The 20,293-nt window shown below is 28.3% G+C and carries 21 protein-coding genes; all 21 read right to left on the minus strand.

The features are described from left to right. Nucleotides 1–308: GDP-mannose 4,6-dehydratase (locus ACRC28_RS11690; RefSeq protein WP_438543620.1), on the minus strand; the 308-nt coding region annotated here is incomplete at its 3' end. 19 nt (nucleotides 309–327) lie between these two features. Continuing rightward, a complete protein-coding gene (gene rfbD / locus ACRC28_RS11695) occupies nucleotides 328–1,212 on the minus strand; it encodes a dTDP-4-dehydrorhamnose reductase (RefSeq protein WP_438543621.1) in 885 nt (294 codons plus the stop codon). A 1-nt stretch (nucleotide 1,213) separates the two neighbouring features. After that, nucleotides 1,214–1,789, minus strand: coding sequence for a dTDP-4-dehydrorhamnose 3,5-epimerase (rfbC, locus tag ACRC28_RS11700; RefSeq protein ID WP_438543622.1), 576 nt, complete (start codon nucleotides 1,787–1,789; stop codon nucleotides 1,214–1,216). An 11-nt stretch (nucleotides 1,790–1,800) separates the two neighbouring features. Then, nucleotides 1,801–2,703 (minus strand): glucose-1-phosphate thymidylyltransferase RfbA, encoded by a 903-nt coding sequence (gene rfbA / locus ACRC28_RS11705; RefSeq protein ID WP_438543623.1) that lies wholly within the window; start codon nucleotides 2,701–2,703, stop codon nucleotides 1,801–1,803. Nucleotides 2,704–2,714: 11 nt separating this feature from the next. After that, entirely contained in the window at nucleotides 2,715–4,175 is a 1,461-nt protein-coding gene (locus ACRC28_RS11710; RefSeq protein ID WP_438543624.1) for an oligosaccharide flippase family protein, read from the minus strand. Nucleotide 4,176: 1 nt separating this feature from the next. Then, nucleotides 4,177–4,992, minus strand: coding sequence for a LicD family protein (locus ACRC28_RS11715; protein ID WP_438543625.1), 816 nt, complete (start codon nucleotides 4,990–4,992; stop codon nucleotides 4,177–4,179). 12 nt (nucleotides 4,993–5,004) lie between these two features. Continuing rightward, nucleotides 5,005–5,916, minus strand: a complete 912-nt coding sequence (locus ACRC28_RS11720; protein WP_438543626.1) for a glycosyltransferase family 2 protein — start codon at nucleotides 5,914–5,916, stop codon at nucleotides 5,005–5,007. Next, nucleotides 5,867–7,168 carry an O-antigen ligase family protein gene (locus ACRC28_RS11725; protein WP_438543627.1) on the minus strand — a complete coding sequence of 434 codons (1,302 nt, stop codon included), beginning with the start codon at nucleotides 7,166–7,168 and terminating at the stop codon, nucleotides 5,867–5,869. The genes ACRC28_RS11720 and ACRC28_RS11725 overlap by 50 nt, the downstream gene beginning before the upstream one ends. Next, on the minus strand, nucleotides 7,165–8,244 hold the full coding sequence (locus ACRC28_RS11730; protein WP_438543628.1) for a glycosyltransferase family 4 protein: 1,080 nt from the start codon (nucleotides 8,242–8,244) through the stop codon (nucleotides 7,165–7,167). Before ACRC28_RS11730 ends, ACRC28_RS11725 begins: the two co-directional genes overlap by 4 nt. After that, a complete protein-coding gene (cps2T, locus tag ACRC28_RS11735; protein ID WP_438543629.1) occupies nucleotides 8,244–9,416 on the minus strand; it encodes a beta 1-4 rhamnosyltransferase Cps2T in 1,173 nt (390 codons plus the stop codon). The genes ACRC28_RS11730 and cps2T overlap by 1 nt, the downstream gene beginning before the upstream one ends. A 33-nt stretch (nucleotides 9,417–9,449) precedes the next feature. After that, complete coding sequence (locus ACRC28_RS11740; protein WP_438543657.1) at nucleotides 9,450–10,100, minus strand: sugar transferase; 651 nt, start codon at nucleotides 10,098–10,100, stop codon at nucleotides 9,450–9,452. A gap of 418 nt (nucleotides 10,101–10,518) precedes the next feature. Beyond that, entirely contained in the window at nucleotides 10,519–11,442 is a 924-nt protein-coding gene (locus tag ACRC28_RS11745) for a transketolase family protein (RefSeq protein ID WP_438543630.1), read from the minus strand. An 18-nt stretch (nucleotides 11,443–11,460) separates the two neighbouring features. After that, nucleotides 11,461–12,267: a transketolase gene (locus ACRC28_RS11750; protein WP_438543631.1), complete on the minus strand. Its 807-nt coding sequence runs from the start codon at nucleotides 12,265–12,267 to the stop codon at nucleotides 11,461–11,463. An 83-nt stretch (nucleotides 12,268–12,350) separates the two neighbouring features. Then, nucleotides 12,351–13,742, minus strand: coding sequence for a PTS ascorbate transporter subunit IIC (locus ACRC28_RS11755; RefSeq protein WP_438543632.1), 1,392 nt, complete (start codon nucleotides 13,740–13,742; stop codon nucleotides 12,351–12,353). A gap of 115 nt (nucleotides 13,743–13,857) precedes the next feature. Continuing rightward, entirely contained in the window at nucleotides 13,858–14,133 is a 276-nt protein-coding gene (locus ACRC28_RS11760; RefSeq protein ID WP_438543633.1) for a PTS sugar transporter subunit IIB, read from the minus strand. 1 nt (nucleotide 14,134) lies between these two features. Next, nucleotides 14,135–14,536, minus strand: a complete 402-nt coding sequence (locus ACRC28_RS11765; RefSeq protein ID WP_438543634.1) for a PTS sugar transporter subunit IIA — start codon at nucleotides 14,534–14,536, stop codon at nucleotides 14,135–14,137. A gap of 18 nt (nucleotides 14,537–14,554) precedes the next feature. Next, nucleotides 14,555–16,426 carry a BglG family transcription antiterminator gene (locus ACRC28_RS11770; protein WP_438543635.1) on the minus strand — a complete coding sequence of 624 codons (1,872 nt, stop codon included), beginning with the start codon at nucleotides 16,424–16,426 and terminating at the stop codon, nucleotides 14,555–14,557. A gap of 362 nt (nucleotides 16,427–16,788) precedes the next feature. Then, nucleotides 16,789–17,220 (minus strand): type II secretion system protein, encoded by a 432-nt coding sequence (locus tag ACRC28_RS11775; RefSeq protein WP_438543636.1) that lies wholly within the window; start codon nucleotides 17,218–17,220, stop codon nucleotides 16,789–16,791. Nucleotides 17,221–17,729: 509 nt separating this feature from the next. After that, nucleotides 17,730–18,728, minus strand: coding sequence for a hypothetical protein (locus ACRC28_RS11780; RefSeq protein ID WP_438543637.1), 999 nt, complete (start codon nucleotides 18,726–18,728; stop codon nucleotides 17,730–17,732). A 2-nt stretch (nucleotides 18,729–18,730) separates the two neighbouring features. Next, complete coding sequence (locus ACRC28_RS11785) at nucleotides 18,731–18,985, minus strand: YkgJ family cysteine cluster protein (RefSeq protein WP_438543638.1); 255 nt, start codon at nucleotides 18,983–18,985, stop codon at nucleotides 18,731–18,733. Nucleotides 18,986–19,002: 17 nt separating this feature from the next. Then, complete coding sequence (locus tag ACRC28_RS11790; protein ID WP_438543639.1) at nucleotides 19,003–20,271, minus strand: hypothetical protein; 1,269 nt, start codon at nucleotides 20,269–20,271, stop codon at nucleotides 19,003–19,005. Between the last annotated feature and the right edge of the window lie 22 nt (nucleotides 20,272–20,293).

Raw genomic sequence — 20,293 nt, forward strand, 5'->3', positions numbered from 1 at the left:
ACATTTGTTTTTGCAAATACTTCTGGCTCTCTTATACTTCTATCAACATGTGATTCTGCTGCAAAATGTGCTACATAATCTATTTCATTTTCTTCAAAAAGCTTTGCAACTAATTCCTTATCGCAAATATCTCCTTGAACAAATATATGTCTCTTATCATTTTCTATTTCTTTTAAATTTTCTAAGTTTCCTGCATAAGTTAATTTATCTAAATTTATTATTTTAATGTCCTCATATTTATTAAGCATATATAAAACAAAGTTTGACCCTATAAATCCTGCTCCACCTGTTACTAAATAAGTTTTCATCTTTTTTCTCTCCTCTTATTTACCCTAGTTTAATTTTTTTTATAAAGCTTTCTATAGCTTCTTCCCAACTTCTCATTTCATCTCCAATAGTATTTCTAAGCATCATATTATCTAGTGATGAATATTCTGGTCTTTTTGCTGGAGTCTTAAATTCTTCTGATGTACATGGTCTTACATCACAATCTATATTGGAAAGTTCCATTATTTTTTTAGCAAAATCATACCATGTACATTCACCCTTTCCTGTACAATGATATATTCCATATTCCTCAGTTTCTATAAGTTTTAATATATGATATGCTAAATCATTTGCTGATGTTGGATTTCCTTTTTGATCATTTACTACAGTTAAGAATTCTCTTTCTTCTCCAAGCTTTCTCATTGTATAAACAAAATTATGTCCTACATATCCATAAAGCCATGCTGTTCTTACTATAAAGCTTTTTGTTGAATATTGCTTTACATATTCTTCACCCATAAGCTTTGTTTTCCCATAAACACTATATGGTGCTACTAAATCATATTCTTTAAATGGCTTCTCTCTAGTTTCACCACTAAAAACATAATCTGTTGAAACTTGAACTATTTTAGCTCCAATTTCTTCGGCTATCATTGCTAAATTTCTTGGTCCTATAGCATTTACCTTGAAAGCTAAATCTTCATTTGTTTCACACCCATCAACATTTGTTGCTGCTGCACAGTTTATTATCACATTTGGCTTTTCCTCTTTTAAAACTTCCTTAACTTGTTTTAAATTTGTTATATCAAGCTTATCTACATCATATGAAACTACTTCATATTTTTTTGCTTTTTCTAAACTATTTATTTCAGCTTGTCCTGTTGAGATTATGCTAACTAATTCGTTTCCAAGCTGCCCTTTTCCACCTGTTATAAGAATTTTCATATTATTTTTCCTCCTTATATACAAATGGTAAATCTAATTCTTTTAAAAGCTTTTGATTTTTATCTTTTTCTGAAAGTGAAATTTCTTCTATTCCTTTTAATGGCCATTCTATTCCTATTTCTGGGTCATTCCAAAGCACTCCACCATCATACTCAGGTGCATAAAAATCAGTACATTTATAGTTAAAGGTTGCATAATCTGAAACTACTAAAAATCCATGTGCAAATCCTTCTGGAACATAAAATTGTTTTTTGTTTTCCGCAGTTAAAAGGATTCCTTCCCATTGTCCATATGTTTCTGATCCTTTTCTTAAATCAACTGCTACATCATAAACAGCTCCATCAGTTACTCTAACTAATTTCCCTTGTGTATGTTTTGTTTGAAAATGCATTCCTCTTAAAACACCTTTTTTTGATCTAGATTCATTATCTTGTACAAATTCCATAGTAAGTCCTGCTTCATTAAAAGCTTTTTTACTATAGCTTTCCATAAAATACCCTCTATCATCACCAAAACATTTCGGCTCTATAATATATAAATCTTTTATTTTTGTTTCTATAAAATTAAAGTTACTCACCGCATAATCTCCTATAAAGTAGCTGCTACTTCAGCTTTTGATTTTTCTACCTCATCTACAATATCCATAAGATATTTTCCATACCCTGTTTTCATTAAAGGCTTTGCAAGCTCTATTACTTTTTCTGCCTTTATCCACCCTTTTCTATATGCAATCTCTTCAAGACATGCTATATATGTTCCTTGGGTGTTTTGAACTGCCTCTACAAAGTTTGATGCTTGAAGCATTGATTCATGTGTTCCTGTATCAAGCCACGCCATTCCTCTACCTAGAAGATTAACTTTTAAATTTCCTTCTTCCATATATACTCTATTTAAATCTGTAATTTCAAGCTCTCCTCTATCAGACGGCTTAAGATTCTTTGCTTTTTCTACAACAGTATTATCATAGAAATAAAGCCCTGGAACTGCATATTTTGATTTTGGTTTTTCTGGCTTTTCTTCTAATGAAAGAACTTTCCCATTCTTATCAAACTCAACTACGCCAAACGCTCTTGGGTCTTGTACATAATATCCAAAAACAGTAGCTCCTTTTTCCATTTTTGCAACTTCTAAAAGATGACTTGAAAAATTTTGACCATAGAAAATATTATCTCCAAGTATCATTGCAACATTATCATCTCCAATAAAATCTGCTCCTATAATAAACGCTTCTGCAAGTCCATTTGGTTGTTCTTGTACTGCATACTCAATATTTAATCCAAATTCACTTCCATCCTTAAATAATTCCTTGAAATTTACTATATCTCTTGGTGTTGATATAATTAAAATATCCTTTATCCCTGCTAACATAAGTACTGACATTGGATAATATATCATTGGTTTATCATATATTGGTACCATCTGCTTTGACATTGCCTTTGTTACTGGATATAACCTTGTCCCACTTCCACCTGCTAAAATAATTCCTCTCATCGCTTTTCCCCTTATGAAAATTTATTTTTTATTTTTCCAAAAACTTTTTCTATTACATATAAAAACATTTCATCTTTGATTTTATATAAAATTATAAAATATATACCTCCACATATTGCTACTGATACTCCTACTATAGGTACAATCCCTGTGAAGATTGATTTTATTATCAATATAATCGGAATAAATAGTAATGAAATTATCCCATATTTAAACTTATCAATTGACAATATTCTAAAATCTACTTTTAATTTTTTCCTTACATAGTAATTTTCACTTAATATTATAAGTAAATTAGATATCATAGTTGTTGTAATTGCTGTAGCCGCATTTAAACATCCTAATTTTAATAAAATTATTTTTAGAAAAACATTTACTATCCCATAAATAAGCACTATTTTTACTATAACTCTTTCTTTTGATTTAACATACATTATTTGATTTGTAAGTATCGATTCATATCCTAAAGTTATCATATAAATGCTATACATCATTACTACACTTACAGCTCCTATAAACTCTACTCCACCATAAATACTTACAACCTCAGTTGACAATAATGCCATTCCTATACATGCTGGATATATCAATAAGAAATATACTTTTGCTATTTTATTGAGTAATTCTATATATTTCCCCTCATTTTCATTTGCTGAATAATTAGTTAACCTTGGAATAGTCACATAAATTAACGTAAATATTAAACTACTTACTAAGTTACTAAGCGTTTGTCCTATTCCATAGTATCCAACTTCTAATGTTGATACACTTGCACCTAAAATTAATCTATCAAATTGAGTATATAAAACATTCACGTTTGATAAAATAACTACTAAAACCATAGGTTTTAAATGTTTTACTATTTTCAAATCTTTAAAATTAAACCTTATATGTTTTTTTACATATAAAAATGAAATAAAATTATTTAAAAATGTTGATAGTACTAATAGCCATAGGTATTCTTTTAAATTTGCTGCCGATTTAACCATCAATAATAATAATATTGTATATATTATTTTTACTGCTATTGTTTTTATTGTTATAAAATCATAGTTCTCTTCCGCCTCATTTACCCACTCTATATAAAATACATTTGAAATTAAATTAAATGTTAATATTATGCATGATATGTATACTTCCTGGCTACTTTCTATTGTCATAACTGTAGCAAAGTAAGCAATTGTACTAATTACATTAGTAACTAACGTAATTAGAAATAAACTTGTAAATATTTTTGCTGTTTTTTCTTTATCATTTCTAACATTTGCAATTTCTCTTAGTCCATATTGATACACACCAAAACTAGCAAATATGAAAAAGTATCCAAATATTGCTTGTGAATAATTAACTGCTCCCATCATATCCGGGCCTAACCGCCTAGTTACATATGGTCCTATCAAAATTGGAACTATGATATTAAATAAATTCAATATAAACTTAAATATAATATTTTTACTTATTGATTTTTCCATATTATGTTCTCTCTTTCCCAATATATAAGCCAATATTGTGTGAATACCTATCTTCTATTTTCGGTATACTCATATAATTATTTCCATACAATTTTTTTAATATCGCTTGCTCTTTATTTGGTCCTTTTACTATAATATCTTCAAATACAATATCTTTTGTTGGAAATATTTCTTCGGTTAAATATTTATTAGAAAACAAATCTACCTCAGTTCCGTAACCAATATACTTTTTTTCTATTATTTCATTATCCCTTGCATTTTTGACACATTTTTGTCTTATAGTCCTCATATTATCTCTTAAAACTACTTTATTATAAATTTTACAAAAAGCTCTTTTTACATTTTTCCTTATATCTTTTTCATATTTTAATTCACTATTATACACTGTCTTTATCTTAAATATATTCTTATTTTTTTCCTTTTCTAATATACATTTTTCTTCATAAAAATCATAAGGAAAAATATCAATAAACATACCATCACTATTACTATCATTTTCTGATTCTAATATTTGACTTTCTTTATGTCTTATTTTAGTCCAAGAATAATTCACCCTTTCATTTTCTAAAATATTTTCATAAATTAAATCACCTGGCAATTCCTCTTTTATTATTTTAGAAAATTTAATATAATCTTCTCTTTTCATTCCTACATCTATATCATCATCCCATGGTATAAATCCACCATGTCTAACCGCACCCAAAAGCGTTCCACTTTCAATCCAATATTCAATATTATTCTTTCTACAAATTGCATCAACATCTCTTAATATTGTTTTCATTAAATTCTGAGCCTCTTTTAAGCTAACTTCTCTCATACTCTTCCCGCCTTATAATTTAAGATTTTTTAAAACTGCTCTACTTCTTAATAGCTGTGCTTCATATAGTGTTTTGCAGTCAGTTTCTTTTAATCTACTTAATACATACTTGGGAATATCTCTTATTAAAATTATTCCACCTCTCAGTACCCCTTGTTTTACTACTGCTAGTTTCCCATTGCCACTTATTATCTTCCCATATGCACTTCCTTCTTCTTCCCATCTCTTTTTAACATAATCTTTATTTATTTTATTCATATGAACTCTGTGCCCTACTACGACATCATTTAAATAATAAATTTCATGTCCTTTACCTCTTATTCTTTCACATACTTCAACTTCTTCACCCATTTTTACTTCTTCACCTTGAATACCTAAATCTGGATTAAATACTTCTAGCTTTTCAAAAATAGTTTTATCAAAAAACATATTTCCTCCGTATGGATATTCATTTCTACTAAGCTTTCTTTTATTTTCTCCATATTTTGTTTCACCTATTATTGAATAAAAATTTTCTTTAAACCAATTAGGTTTTTCAGTCTTCCATATAGAGTAAATCTTGCCACCTCCACAAACATTCTTTGAATCAGAAAAATATTTTAAAATATTTTCAACAAATTGTTTTTCAACTATTACATCATCATCTATAAATGCTATATATCTATAACATGCCTCTATAATTCCTCTATTTCTTGCATTACTTAATCCTTGTTTTATTTCAAGTGTATATCTCAAATTATTTATTTCCATCTCATTAACACATTCTCTCGTATTATCGCTAGAATTATTATCTACTATTACAATTTCATATTTTTCTAGGTTTTTATTGTTAGAAACAATACTTTTTATGCATTCTTTTAATATTTCAGCTCTATTATACGTGCATATGATTATGGATAATTTTTTCTCTATCATCTTCCCCATTCTCAACTACCTCTTTTCTTTTCTTAAACCAAAACATAATTCCAAAAGTAAAGAATACTATATATGGCATTTCTCTTGTATTTATTGACTCAAAATTCGAGTAAAGTCCTATAAACATTATTAAAAATAATGAAAAAACTATATCTTTGCTTTTAAAGTAATATATACATAATATTAATGCTACTCCAATATACATTATTCCCAATATTACTCCGCCTTCTAAAAATTCATTTATATACATATTATGTGCATTTGTAAAATAGTACTCATCGCCTTCAAACTCTGCTTTTATCCAGTTGTTGCTCGGCATTTCAACTATCCCTTTAGGATTATCCTTTACATTCTGTATTCCAGCTTCCCAAATAAAAGTTCTCGCTCCCAGAGTACTTAAATCTCTCTGTTTTGAAACAATTACCATCCCACTAAATCCTATAACTATGCTAAATATTAATGCTCCTATAGTTATTTTTTTATTCTTTTTAGCAATTCCAAATAACTTTGATATAATATCTAACTTGTCCATTATTCCGACAAAAACTACAATCATATATATCATTATTCCAATCATAGAATTAGACATAAGCGTATTTATCGTCATTAGTACTAATCCACTTACTTTCACCTGCTTTTTTAATTCACTATTTAAAATAAATATACTTCCAATTAAGCAATACATTGTATATCTTGATTTGTGTGATAACAACCAATAAAATCTTATTTCTCCATATAAATCTATACTTTCATTAAATGTCTGAAATTCCATTATTTTATCTAGACTAAATGCACCATTAGTATATTTCATTAAATACATAATTATTCCTAGTACTCCTGCAATAATAAATATTTCAGAAATTAAATTTACATATTTTTGTATTTTTTCTTTTTCTATTCTAGAGAACCTTAAAAATATCACTATTAAAAAAATATATGGATACATTTTATTTAATAAGAAGTAACTACTTCTTGGATTCAAAACGCTGCCATATACAATATAACTTATTACCAATCCTAATACTGGATAGACTATCATTTTATATTTAATTAAGTCTTCTTTATACTCTTTGAAATTTCTCTTAGCATATAACACTTCTTTTACTACTAGATATATTGATATTATTGCTATGAACTCTACATATATAATATTCCCTCTTATATTAATACTTTTAGACCCAATTGTAGCAAATGTAAAGACAATGATTAGAGCAATATCGAATTCATCTTTATTAACTAATCCCATTATTTTTTCTTTCATTTTACTACCTCACTTATTAGCTTTTCCCATTCTTTTATAATTACTTCTTCATTAAATTCACTACTTTTTTGATATGCTTTCATACCCATTTCTTTTCTTTTTTCTTTATTTTCTAATAATTCTATTATTTTTTCTTTCATATTTTTTTTATCAAATGCCTCTATTAAATATCCTGTTTCATTGTCTAGAATCAAATCTTTTGGTCCAGTTTTTATATCATAACTTATACATGGAACCCCACATGTCATAGCTTCTACTAGTACCATTGGCAGTCCTTCGCTTTTAGATGTCATTAAAAAAATCCCACATTCTAAATATTCTTTCTTTACATCATGTGTAAATTCTTGTATTTTCACCTTTCCTACTAGATCTAATTGCTTAATTATTTTTTTCACTTTTTCTATTTCTCCACAATCACCATTTCCAATTATTTTCAATTTAGCATCTAAAACTACAGTCGAAACCTCTTTAAAAACTTCTATCATATTACAAATATTTTTATTTTCATCTATCCTTCCTATTGATAATATCTTTTTATTATTTAACTCTGCTTTTTCTTCCGAGTTGAAGGACTTCATATTTTTTATGACTTTTATTTTCGAATCTTTTATTTTATAACACTCTCTTTCTTCGTTAGTTAATAATACTAATGCACTTAATCTCCTATATACAACTTGAGTTATTTTTCTCCAGTTTGAACTTAAATGACTATATGCACCATGCTCGCAACCAATTATTTTTATTTTTTTTGATATTCCTTGTGCATAAATTGATAAAAATGCACTTGATGAAACTACAACATCATATTTCTCATTTGTTATCTTTTTTCTAATTCTTCTATAAAATTTTATTTGACGTAAAATTTTATTTATATTTTCATCTCTATCTAAATTTAAATATATTAACTTAATTTCTTGATCTAATGAATAATAAATACTCTTTTCAATTCCTTTAAAACAAGAAATAACTTCTATGTCCCATTTCAAATATCTATTTAGTCCATTTGCTAAATTTGCTATACTTCTAGGAACACCACCCTTAGAGTTCATATCATCAACTAATATTCCTAACTTCATTATTTTCTCACCATTGCCTTTTCTAAAAATAATGTTTCATATTCATCAACTATAAATTCCCAACTATATCTATTTTTTATTATATTTTTTGCTTTATTCTCTATTTGTTCTATAATTTCTAATGCAATTTCATCCGTACTATCTATAACTTTAGCCAAATTACCTTCTTCTTTACTGAAGTAAATTGCTCCATCCTCTCCTACCTCTTCATTAAATCCAACCGCAAGTAATAAATTTATCTTAGTAGTAGCTAATGCTTCCAATAATGATGGGTTTGTTCCTCCCACTTCATGTCCATGTATATATCCATATGCATTTTCTCTTATTTTCTTCAATAATTCTTGCTCATATACTGTTCCTACAAATTTTATTCTTTCATCGTTATAAAATTTTGTAGTTTCTTTCAATTCATTGAAAAATTTATTCTCTTCAACATTAGTTATAATCACTAAATCTTTTTTAGATTTTGATTTCATAAATTCTCTAATCATAAGTTCATAATTATTTTCTGGTACAAATCTGCCCACAATTAAATAATACTCATTTTTCTCTACATTTTTCTCTTTAAACCATTGCAATACAGTTTCATCTGAATCTCTTAATTTTGACTTTATTACTTCTGCTCCATACGCAATATATTTCGTTTGAGGTTTATATTCTAAATAATCTTCTTTTATATATTTTTCTATATTTTTAGAATCACATATTAGTAAATCTGCATTCTTGACCATATACCTTTCCGACACTTTCCAGTATTTTCTTATTAAGCAATTCCATTTTGCTCTTTTCCATTCATGTCCATCCGGATTAACGTACATTTTTCCGCCTAATGCCTCTATCTTATCCTTAAAGTATTTTATAAACGGTCCTATCCTACATGCTAATATATATATAATCGGACTCTCTATTTTATTATGTTCTATATATTCAATGCTTTTTTTTATTGCAATCAAATCGTAGTATACAGCTTTTGCTGGACCTATGTTTGCTACCTTGATATTGAAACATCTAGCTTCATTATATATAAACTCATCGTAGTCCGTTGCCATACACGCTACATGATATTTAATTTTCTCATTTTTTTTATTCTTAGTTAGTTCATCTACAAATGTTTCAAACCCTCCATACTTTGCTGGTATTCCCTTTGATCCTATTATAAAAATATGTTTCATCTTCAATCCCCTATTTCTTTATATATTTATTCATTAGCTTGCATTATCATCTCCAAATAAAACTGCTCCCGTTTTAAATATCAATTTCAAATCTAATAATGTATTTCTGTCTTCTACATATTTCTTGTCTAACTTCATCCATTCCTCAAATTCTATGTTATTTCTTCCCATCACTTGCCAGTAACATGTAAGCCCTGGTTTAACATATAATCTAGTTAACATCCATTCTTCAAACTTCTCCACTTCTTCTGGTAAACTTGGTCTTGGACCTACTAAACTCATTTCCCCTTTTAATACATTAAATAATTGAGGTAATTCATCTATGCTTGTCTTTCTTATAAACTTTCCTATTTTTGTAATTCTAGGATCATCTTTCATTTTAAACATCGGCCCTGACATCTCATTATTCTTCTCTAATTTTTTTTTCATTTCTTCTGCATCAGTTATCATACTCCTAAACTTATACATTTTGAATTCTTTGCCTTTATATCCCACTCTCGTCTGTGTAAATATCACAGATCCTTTTGAATCTTTTTTTATTAGTATCCCTATTATTAGAAAAATTGGACTTAATAATACTATTCCAATTGTAGCTAAACATATATCTATTATTCTTTTTGTAATATCATATAAAACTTTCTCTTCAATTTCATCCCTTGAAATTTCTCTTTCCAACTTTTCAATTCCTTTTATAGTATTTTGCACTATTCCCCCTCCAATTCATAAATCCCTTTCTTTTTTACCATTTCATGCCTAATTATAACATAGTATGAACTTATTGAGAATATTTTGTGAACTATTTGTGCGTGATGATTAAATTTTTATGATTTTCACATTTTTCAACATATTTTTTAAATATATTCAAATTTAGCCATTATTTAATATTAAATTTGGTTATTCTTATCCAAAAATCCATTAAACTAAAATAAATATACTTCTAAAATACTTTTTTAAATATTTTTTTTATTTTTAATCTTATATAAAAAACTTTATATAAGTCTTTACTCCCCAAAAAATAACTCAGTAAAACTTAAATTTTACTGAGTTATTTTAGTCAACTTTACTAAGTTTTATTTTTAAAATATTTTCTTTATTATTTTTCTTATAAAACCCCTCTTATTTCCTTTATTATATTTTCTACTGTTAATCCATACTTTTCAAGAAGCTCATCTGGATTTCCTGATTCTCCAAATTTATCTTTTACTCCAATTTTCTTTACTATTGTTGGATAGTTTTCATTTACTACGCTTCCTACTCTATCTCCAAGTCCTCCTATAATTGAGTGTTCTTCTACTGTAATTATTCCTTTTGTTTCTTTTGCTGCTTTTATTATTATTTCTTTATCTATTGGTTTTATTGTTGCAATGTTTATCACTCTTGCTTGTATTCCTTCTTTTTTTAGTTCTTTTGCTGCTTCTATTGCTTTGTGTGTCATTATTCCTGTTGAGATGATTGTTATATCATTTCCTTTTATTATTTCTGAGCCTTTTCCTATTTTGAATTCATAATCTTCATTATATATGTCATCTAGTGGAATTCTTCCTAGCCTTATATATACAGGTCCTTTTATTTTTGCCGCTTCTTCTATACATTTGCATGCTTCTATGTCATCTGCTGGTGATAGAACTGTCATGTTTGGAAGTGATGACATTATTGCTATGTCTTCTATTGCTTGATGGGAACCTCCATCCGGTCCTACTGTTATTCCTGCATGGGTTGCGGCTATTTTTACGTTCATGTTTGGATAACATACTGAGTTTCTTATTATTTCAAAGGCTCTTCCTGCTGCAAATACTGCAAAGGTTGTTGCAAATGGAATTTTCCCCATTTTTGATAGCCCTGCTGCCATTCCTATCATATTTTGTTCTGCTATTCCTACATTTATAAATCTATCTGGAAATTCTTTTTTGAATATTTCTGATTTTGTTGCTTTTGAAAGGTCTGCTTCTAAAACTATTATGTCTTTATTTTCTTTTCCTAATTTTTTTAATGTATGTCCATACGATTCTCTTGTTGCTCTTTTCATTTCTCTTCACCTACCATATTATTTATTTAATTCTTCTAATGCTTTTTCTGTTTCTTCTTTATTTGGTGCCATTCCATGCCATGCTACATTGTCTTCCATAAATGAAACACCTTTTCCTTTTACAGTGTTTGCTATAATAACTGTAGGTTTATCTTCAGCTAAGTTATTAAATGCTTCTTCTAACTCTTCAAAATCATGTCCATCACAAGATATTACATTCCATCCAAAGCCTTTCCATACTTCTCCAAGTGCATGTATATTCATTATTTCACTTGTTCTTCCATCTAACTGAATATTATTTTTATCTATAATTGCAACTAAGTTATTTAATTTAAACATAGCTGCTGACATTGCAGTTTCCCACACTATTCCTTCTTGTATTTCTCCATCTCCTAATACTACATAAACATTTCCTTCTAGATTGTCCATCTTTTTTGCTAATGCAATTCCACATCCATTTGATATTCCTTGACCTAGTGAACCTGTTGAAACTTCTACTCCTGGACATTTATCCTTACATGGATGTCCTTGGAGCATTGCTCCTGTTTTTCTTAAATTCCATAACTCATCTCTATTAAAGAATCCTTTTTTAGCTAATGCTACATACTGTGCTGGTGCTGCATGTCCCTTACTTAATATAAATATATCTCTATTTTTGTCTTCCATTTTATCTACTGAAACATTCATCTTTTCAAAATATAAATAAGTGATTATATCTATAACTGATAATGCTCCCCCTGGATGTCCCGATCCTGCTTTACTTATACTTTCTATTATGTCTTTTCTTAATTCTTTTGCTATTTTTTCTAACTCTGCTTTTCTCATAAATTCACTCCTATTTTTAATTTACTATAAGATTTTTATATAAAATTAGTGAAGCCTTAGCTTCACTAATTAATATTTTTTATCTATGCTTTTTGCTTTTCTTCTTTTTTACTTTCAACATTTTCTGTAGTGACACTTTTCTTCTTTAATACTGTTAAAGCTATCATTATTCCAACTACTCCAAGTAAAACTGCTGTTAAACCATATCCACCAACAAACTCTTGAACTTTTCCTAAGAATATTCCTGCAACTCCAAAGTCTGCATCTGAGAATGTTGAGTTTGTAAATCCTAAGTTTCCAAGTACAGGAAGTAATGCTACTGGTAAGAATGAAATTATTATTCCATTTACAAATGAACCTATTATAGCTCCTCTTCTTCCTCCAGTTGAATTTCCAAATACTGCTGCTGTTGCTCCTGTAAAGAAGTGTGGTACAACTCCTGGAATTATTATTACAAGTCCCATTGCACCAAGTACAACCATTGAGAATATCCCACCTAAGAATGAACTAATGAACCCTATTAAAACTGCATTTTGTGCATATGGGAATACTATTGGACAATCTAATGCTGGTTTTGAGTTTGGTACAAGTTTGCTTGAAATCCCTTTGAATGCTGGAACTATTTCATTTAAAACAAGTCTAACTCCATTTTGGATTAATATAAATCCTGCTGCAAATGTTAAAGCTTGTATCATTGCATAAACTATAAAGTTTTTTCCACCTGATAATTCACTTTCAACGAAAGTTGGTCCTGCAGCTACTGCTACTCCTATATATAAAACTAACATTGTTAATGATATTGATACTACTGAATCTCTTAAGAAGCTTAATGATTTTGGAACCTTCATTTCTTCTGTTGATTTTGAACCCTTACCAACAACTTTTCCAATTACAGCTGCTACTGCATACCCTGTTCCTGAGAAATGTCCAAGTCCTACTGAATCATTTCCAGTTATTTTTTTCATAAATGGTTGTAATATTGCTGGTGATAAAACCATTATAAGACCTAATGCTAGTGACCCTGTAAAGATTAAGTGGAATCCACTCATTCCTGCTGCTCCTAAGATAACTGCTATCATACAAGCCATAAATAATGTGTGATGTCCTGTTAAGAATATATATTTATATTTTGTAATTCTTGCAATTATAATATTAGCGATCATTCCAAAAGTCATAATTAAAGCTGTATTTGTTCCAAACTTGTCCATAGCCATAGCTACAACTGCTTCATTATTTGGTATAACTCCTGAAATACTAAATCCTTTTTCAAACATAATTCCAAATGGCTCAAGTGAACCTACAATTACTCCAGCAGCTGCTGCAATAACAACAAATCCAACCATTGCTTTTAATGTTCCTTTTATTATTACATCAGCACTTTTCTTTTGTAATAACAACCCTACTAATACCATAATTCCAATTAAAACTGATGGTTCCGATAAAAAATCTACAATAACTTTTAAAAAGCCTCCCATTTCTAAATCCCCCTTTTATAACTTTTTTTATTTTATATTTAAAAAACCTTAACTAAAACCTTCATATATATATGTATTTTTTCTCCCTATCTTTTTTTGACAGGGAGATATATTTTTATAACCCTAATTTTTCTGAAATTTTTGTTTTAAGCTCATCTCTATCTAATAATGAATCTAAAACTATTAACTCTGGTAAATGACTTGCACTATCTGCTAAGTCTAATCCTGTTACAAAAATATCTGCATCACTTGCTGTTACATCTGCAAGAGATGTGTGGCTTGCTTCATATTCATTATCAACACCTAGTTCCTTTAATACCTCTGTAATATTCATTTCCACCATAAAGCTTGATCCAAGTCCTGATCCACAAACTGCCATTATTCTTTTCATTTTAAAATACCTCCATAATCTCTTCTTTATTTTTTGAATTTATAATTTTTTCTAATTTACATTTATTCATACACACTTCAGCTATTTTTCTAAGTAAATCTAAATGTGATTCACTATCCTTAGCTGATAATGTGAAAAATACATTAATCTTTTTTCCTAAGAAATCTACTGCTTCATTTACCTTAACAATAGAAACACCCGTTTCTATTGAGCCATCTTCTGGTCTTGCATGTGGCATTGCTACCCCTTCTGCTATACAAAAGTATGGTCCAAATTCATCTATTTTATCTATGATTGCATCAAAGTACCCCTCTTCTACTATGTTTTCTTCCTTTAGTAAATCACAAGATATTTTAATTGCTTCATTATAGTCTTTAACCCTATCTATAACCTTAATAATCATATTCTCTACCCCTTTTTATCAATCTATAGTTTCTAAATCTTTATAAGACTTTGCATTTTTGAATTTTTCTACATTATCCTCTTTAGTAAGAATATTAATTAAATTTACTAAATTCATATTTTCCTCTTTATTTGCTATTAAAACTATTGTCTTTACTAAAACCTTATTTTTAGCTCCAAAAGAGATTTTCTCTTTTAAATTTAATACTCCAATTGAATTTTCTATAACATTCTCTGGCGTTGCATGTACAAATGCTATTTCAGGAATAAAAACCATATAATTTCCTAAGTCTTCTATAACTTTTATTATGTCAGTTACATATTCCTTATTTATTTTATTTTCTTTTATTAAAGGCTTAGCACATTCTAAAATACTTTCTCTCCAATCTCTTATTTCACTTTCAAATTTTGAAAATCTTTCATAGATTAAAGTTGTTATATTTTCCTTCTTTTCTTTTCTTACCTTATCAAAAAGATATTTACAGTTTTTCTCATATCTTTTGTTATAAATTTCTGCTTTTATTTTTTCAACATCTTTATAATGTAATAATGGATTAACTTTTATAACCTTATGAGAATTTAACTTTAATGGAACTGTTGTTACAATAAAATCAATTTTCTCATACTTTAGCTTTTCCTCAACATCTCTAAGCCTACAAATACTTACTATATTTCCTTCTGGAACCATTATATTAAGCCTTGTCTTCAAAAGACTAGATGTTGCAAGACCTCCATTACAAACAACTAATATATTATAATCAAACTTATTTTTCACGCTTCTTTCAAATATTGCATCAAAATACATAGCCATGTATGCAATTTCTGCCTCTGGGAACTTAACTCCTAAGATATCTTCCTTAGCCTTTAAAATTTCCTCAGTTATTTTATAAATAAAAGCCATCTTAAGTTTAATCTCTTCTAACATAGGATTTTCAATAACAAAGTTATTTTTTATTCTATGGATTGCTGCATCTAGGTGCATCCCTATTTGCTGTTTTAGCTCACTTTCTTCGATAGAGTGGATATTTAAAACTTTACTTATTTCATTTAAAATTTCATTTGTAACTAGATTTTTCTCTTCGCCCTTCATTTTGGCAAGTCCATCTAAAATCCCAATTAAGTATCCAACCTCTTCATTTTCTAAAGGAAAGCTTTCTTTTAAAAACTTAAACTCTTCCCGTTCTTCATTTAAAAGCTTGTTTACTTTAAATCCATTTTTTTCTCTACATTTAGAAAGCAGAATCAAAATTTCAAAAACCTCTATTGATTCTTGACTATATCTAATTTTAAAGAAGTTTTCTAATTCAATTATCTTATATTGGATACTTAAACTATCTAAGCCACTTTCCTCAATAAGTCTATTTTTTACTTCCTTCTTTAAATTTTCTTCTAGTCTAAGATAGATATTTAAAAAACCACTTCTAACTCCTTCTTCCTCTCCTTCTACACACATTCCATGATAAACTTTTTTCTTAATTTTTACGTTGTGACTTTTGATTTTATTTTCTATCTCCTTTAGGTCTCCTACTACAGTATTTTTACTTACATTCATTTCATTAGATATCTTTTCTATAGTAAGTCTTCCCTTTAAAATTAATATAGATAAAATCATAAGTTCCCTAGATTCCGAAGAATATAAATTAACCATACTATCTCTCATAATATCTTCTAAGTGAACCTTATCACTTAAAACCAGCTTAATCCCTAATCTTTGTTTTTTCTCTAATAAACCATTTTCTTTTTTAATAAATTCTTCTATTAAAGATAAATCATTTCTTATAGTTCTTTCGCTACACTTTAATTTTATAGAAATATTTTTTATAGTTATATAATCCTCTTCTCTATAGAGAAGCTTTAGTAACTCCTTTTGTCTTTCATTAAGTGTAATCAAGTTTAATTCCCCCTTGCTACCCTATGACATCATTGTATTCGATTTCATAAACTTGTACTATACCAAACCTTTTCAGTCAATGTGGCAAATTTTATATCAATATCATATTTTTGTATTTTTTCTTTATAATTTCACTGTAAGAAATTTGTCTATTTTTGTCAACACTTTCCTTATTCATATTTTACATTAAATTGTATATTTCACTGCCTAACCTTAACTATACTTTTGTAAACATCATTTATATTTTAATTTATTTCATAGTAAATTTCTTAAATACAAAATAAAATAGAGAGAAGTTTTTACACATTGTATCCTCTCTATTCTAAAATTCACTTTTTTCTTAGCATTTATAACCCTATCTTTTATGAGGTTATAGTAATCTTTCCATCTTTATCTATAGTAAATTTCTTTCCTTCAACGACTTGCATACATTGTTCAACTGTTACATCTCCACTAAGACTCTTTGTTTTATTCAAATTGAAATACTTAGAAAAGTCTGCATTTTTGTTTGCTTCTTCTACAAGTTTTCCTTTCGTTGCACTAGTCTCTAAATTTAAATCTGTCTTGCTATTTATAGTTTGCCATGCAAAAACTACAGTTTGTGCCTCACCTCTTATTCCTACATTCTTTGAATCTTCAATAGCACCACTTACTGTTGGTAAAAATACAGCCATAAGTAAAACCATAATTGAAAGAACTACCGACATTTCTATTATTGTGAAACCTTTCTTTTTCCTCTGCCTCTTTTCTATTAAAATTACCTTCCTATTTTCCTTTAAAATTATTTTTTTCAATATAGTTCACATCCCTTTATTATAATTTTATTTTTTCTGTTATCTGATATACAATGATCTTTATTACCAATATCTTATTTCAAATTATTTCCATAAGACAAACTATCTTATACATCTTTTAAATCTTTATTTTTATAATTGAATAATTCAAGACGTGTTCTACAACTCACTATTATTTTTATACAAAAAGAGTACCAACACTAGTGTTAGCACTCCTCATCTATCTTTAAATTATTTTCTTTTAAATTACTTATTTTATATTTCCTTCTTGAATTTGCCCAGGTTCGTTCTAGGCACTTTAGTTCCCAGTTGCTCTTCTAAAACCGCTGTAGATGCACATTCATGCATATGAAAGAAGATCATATGCAAAATGGCCAATTAAAACCAAGTTATAATCTTCAAATCGGAGTTGAAGGAGACAGCCCCTTCAACTATCTCCAATTTTATTCAAATTCATTCTAAGCACTTTAAGTCTCAATTATATTTTTTCTTCCACTCACAATAATCAATTAAATTATTGTTTTATTACATTCTAATAATTCATTTTTTATTTTATTTGAATTTATAATATCTTTTCCTTCTTTATTTTTAGTTATAAGATTTATTTGTGTAACTTTTTTTAATACCTTCACTATTATGATATTTGCCTCAAGCAGATATTTTTCATTCTCTTCAAATTTTCTGAAATCACATTTATATTTAACTACGTCTTCAAGCCTCATAATCAATTCTAAGTAGTACTTATATAATCTTTTTAGATTTACATCTACCTCTTTTATTATTTTTTGTAAATTTCCTAAAAAAATTTCTCCTTCATTAAATTGTTTTACTGCTTTGCTTACTTCTGCACTTATTTCATAGGCTTTTTCCATACTTGAATTTCCTTTCCATGCCATAAACACACCACCAATTGCAAGTGCTGGTGCTGCCACTACACCACCTAAAATTGCTGTTCCGCCTGCCATACCAAGACCTCCTGTTGCTAACGATCCACCTCCAATTGCTGCAAGTGTAGCATTTGTTGCGGCTGCTCCTGATAATGTAGATATTGCTGTTCCCGTAGATGCAACTCCAAATAATCCAACTCCTGCTATCGTTCCTCCTGCAAGTGCTCCTCCTGTTCCTACTGCCAGAGTAGATGCCCCTAATATCTTTAATGCTGAAATTTTCACTTCATTTATATTTTCAAGTTCTAACTTTGAAACTCTATACTTATCTTTTCCTATTCCACCTTTAAATTCTGGTTTATTTTTTATCTTTTCATACGTTTTTGAAAATCTATCAAAACTTTTCCATATTTCAAGCTTTAACCTTGTAAAATCCTCTAAAGTTTTAACACATTCCTCATTTTTCTTATCAAATAAATTTTTTTTACTATCATATTTTCTTTTTTCATCTTTAATTATATTATTTGCATCTGACATCTTTTTAACACCATAAGCACCAGCTCCAACTCCTGCTGTTCCTGCTGCTACAAGGCCTCCTATAAGTAAAAATGGTATTGGCATAATTATCTCTCCCCTTTCTTTAACATTTCACAAACTTTATAATTTAATTCATAATATTTATCTTTATTAATTTTATCTTTAAATAATACCTCAAATCCCTTTTCTACATTACAAATAGTCGGCCTACTCTCATATATCTTGCACATATTATTTCTTTTATCTAAATGTCTACATATCCCATCCCCATCATGTAGTTCTTTAAAATTTTCATTATCTAAATTTCTACAGCACAAGCCACATTTATCGCATTTAAACATCTTCTATATCCTCCCCTTTATAAAATTAAATCTTCATCCTTTTCCATGAATATTAAAAATTCATCATGACTACTAAAAGGAAGCTCTAAATTTAAATATTTAGCTTCATCATATAATATATTAACAACCTCTTCTTCTGATTTTGCATTAAACAACCTATTATTTATCTTTTTCAATTCATCAATTTCTTTTTTCCAAGCTTCAATATCAATTTTCTTTAACTCTTCTATATATAACATTATTTGATGATTTACTTTTTTATAAGATTCTAGTTGCCACTCTAATAAACCTACTATGTTACATCTTATTGAAACCTCTTTTATTACTAACATTATAAATCTAAACCATGCAATTATATTCATCCTACATATAAACATTACTACATTTCCCCCAGATCTTAATGATGCATCAAGTCCATCTATTGCACACAGTGTTCCCTGTCCTAATATAAGCATTACTCTCAAACTATTATTTTTCATAGTTGGCATACACTGTTTTATTTGCTTTTTATGATAAAAATATCTTTTTAATGCCCATACAAGTCTTATTACTAATTCATTTAAAATCACTGGAATTGTCATTGTAATTCCAAATCTCAAGTCATATCCTTCTTCAAAAACTCTTGTTGCTATTTTTGCAACCGTTTGTCTATGTCCACCTACAGTAAATCCTCCAAAGTTACATAACCCAAACAATTCATAAAAAGGTATTGAAATTCCACTACCTCTTCCACTTGGTCTTCCTCCCGAACTTCCCGCTATATCAGATATTAAATGTCCAAACCAATTTGTTATAGCGCAAAATAATTTAGCTAAAAAATTTCCTCCCTGTAATTCAAATGTTTCACTATTTCTAATTCTTATAATACTTCCATTATCAATAAAAGTTGATGTTCCAGTAAATTGATCTAATACTGAAAAAAATAATCCTATTATGTCAGGTGAATGTGATAAGGATTTTAAATGATGGTTTCTTGTACTCATATTAAATATATTTCCTACATCACTTGTATATCTCTGATCATAATTCACTTTAAACTGTCCTTCTAAAAAACCAATTGCACTTCCTACATTCTCCTCATTCCCCCCCCTTGGAGCCCATCCTTGGCTTTTCGCAAACTTTTTAACTATTCCATCAACTTGATTATCTGTCCAATTGCCTAAAGTACTATCCTTTGGACTACCTACTAAAAAAACATCTATAAGTCCTGCTATTGCACCCGATCCTACTGCTATAAGATAATCATATTTATCACATTTATCATGTTTTAATGCACTATAATCCATACCTCACCCTACCTCTTCTATC

The organism is Clostridium sp., from assembly GCF_051650885.1.
Taxonomy (GTDB): domain Bacteria; phylum Bacillota; class Clostridia; order Clostridiales; family Clostridiaceae; genus Clostridium.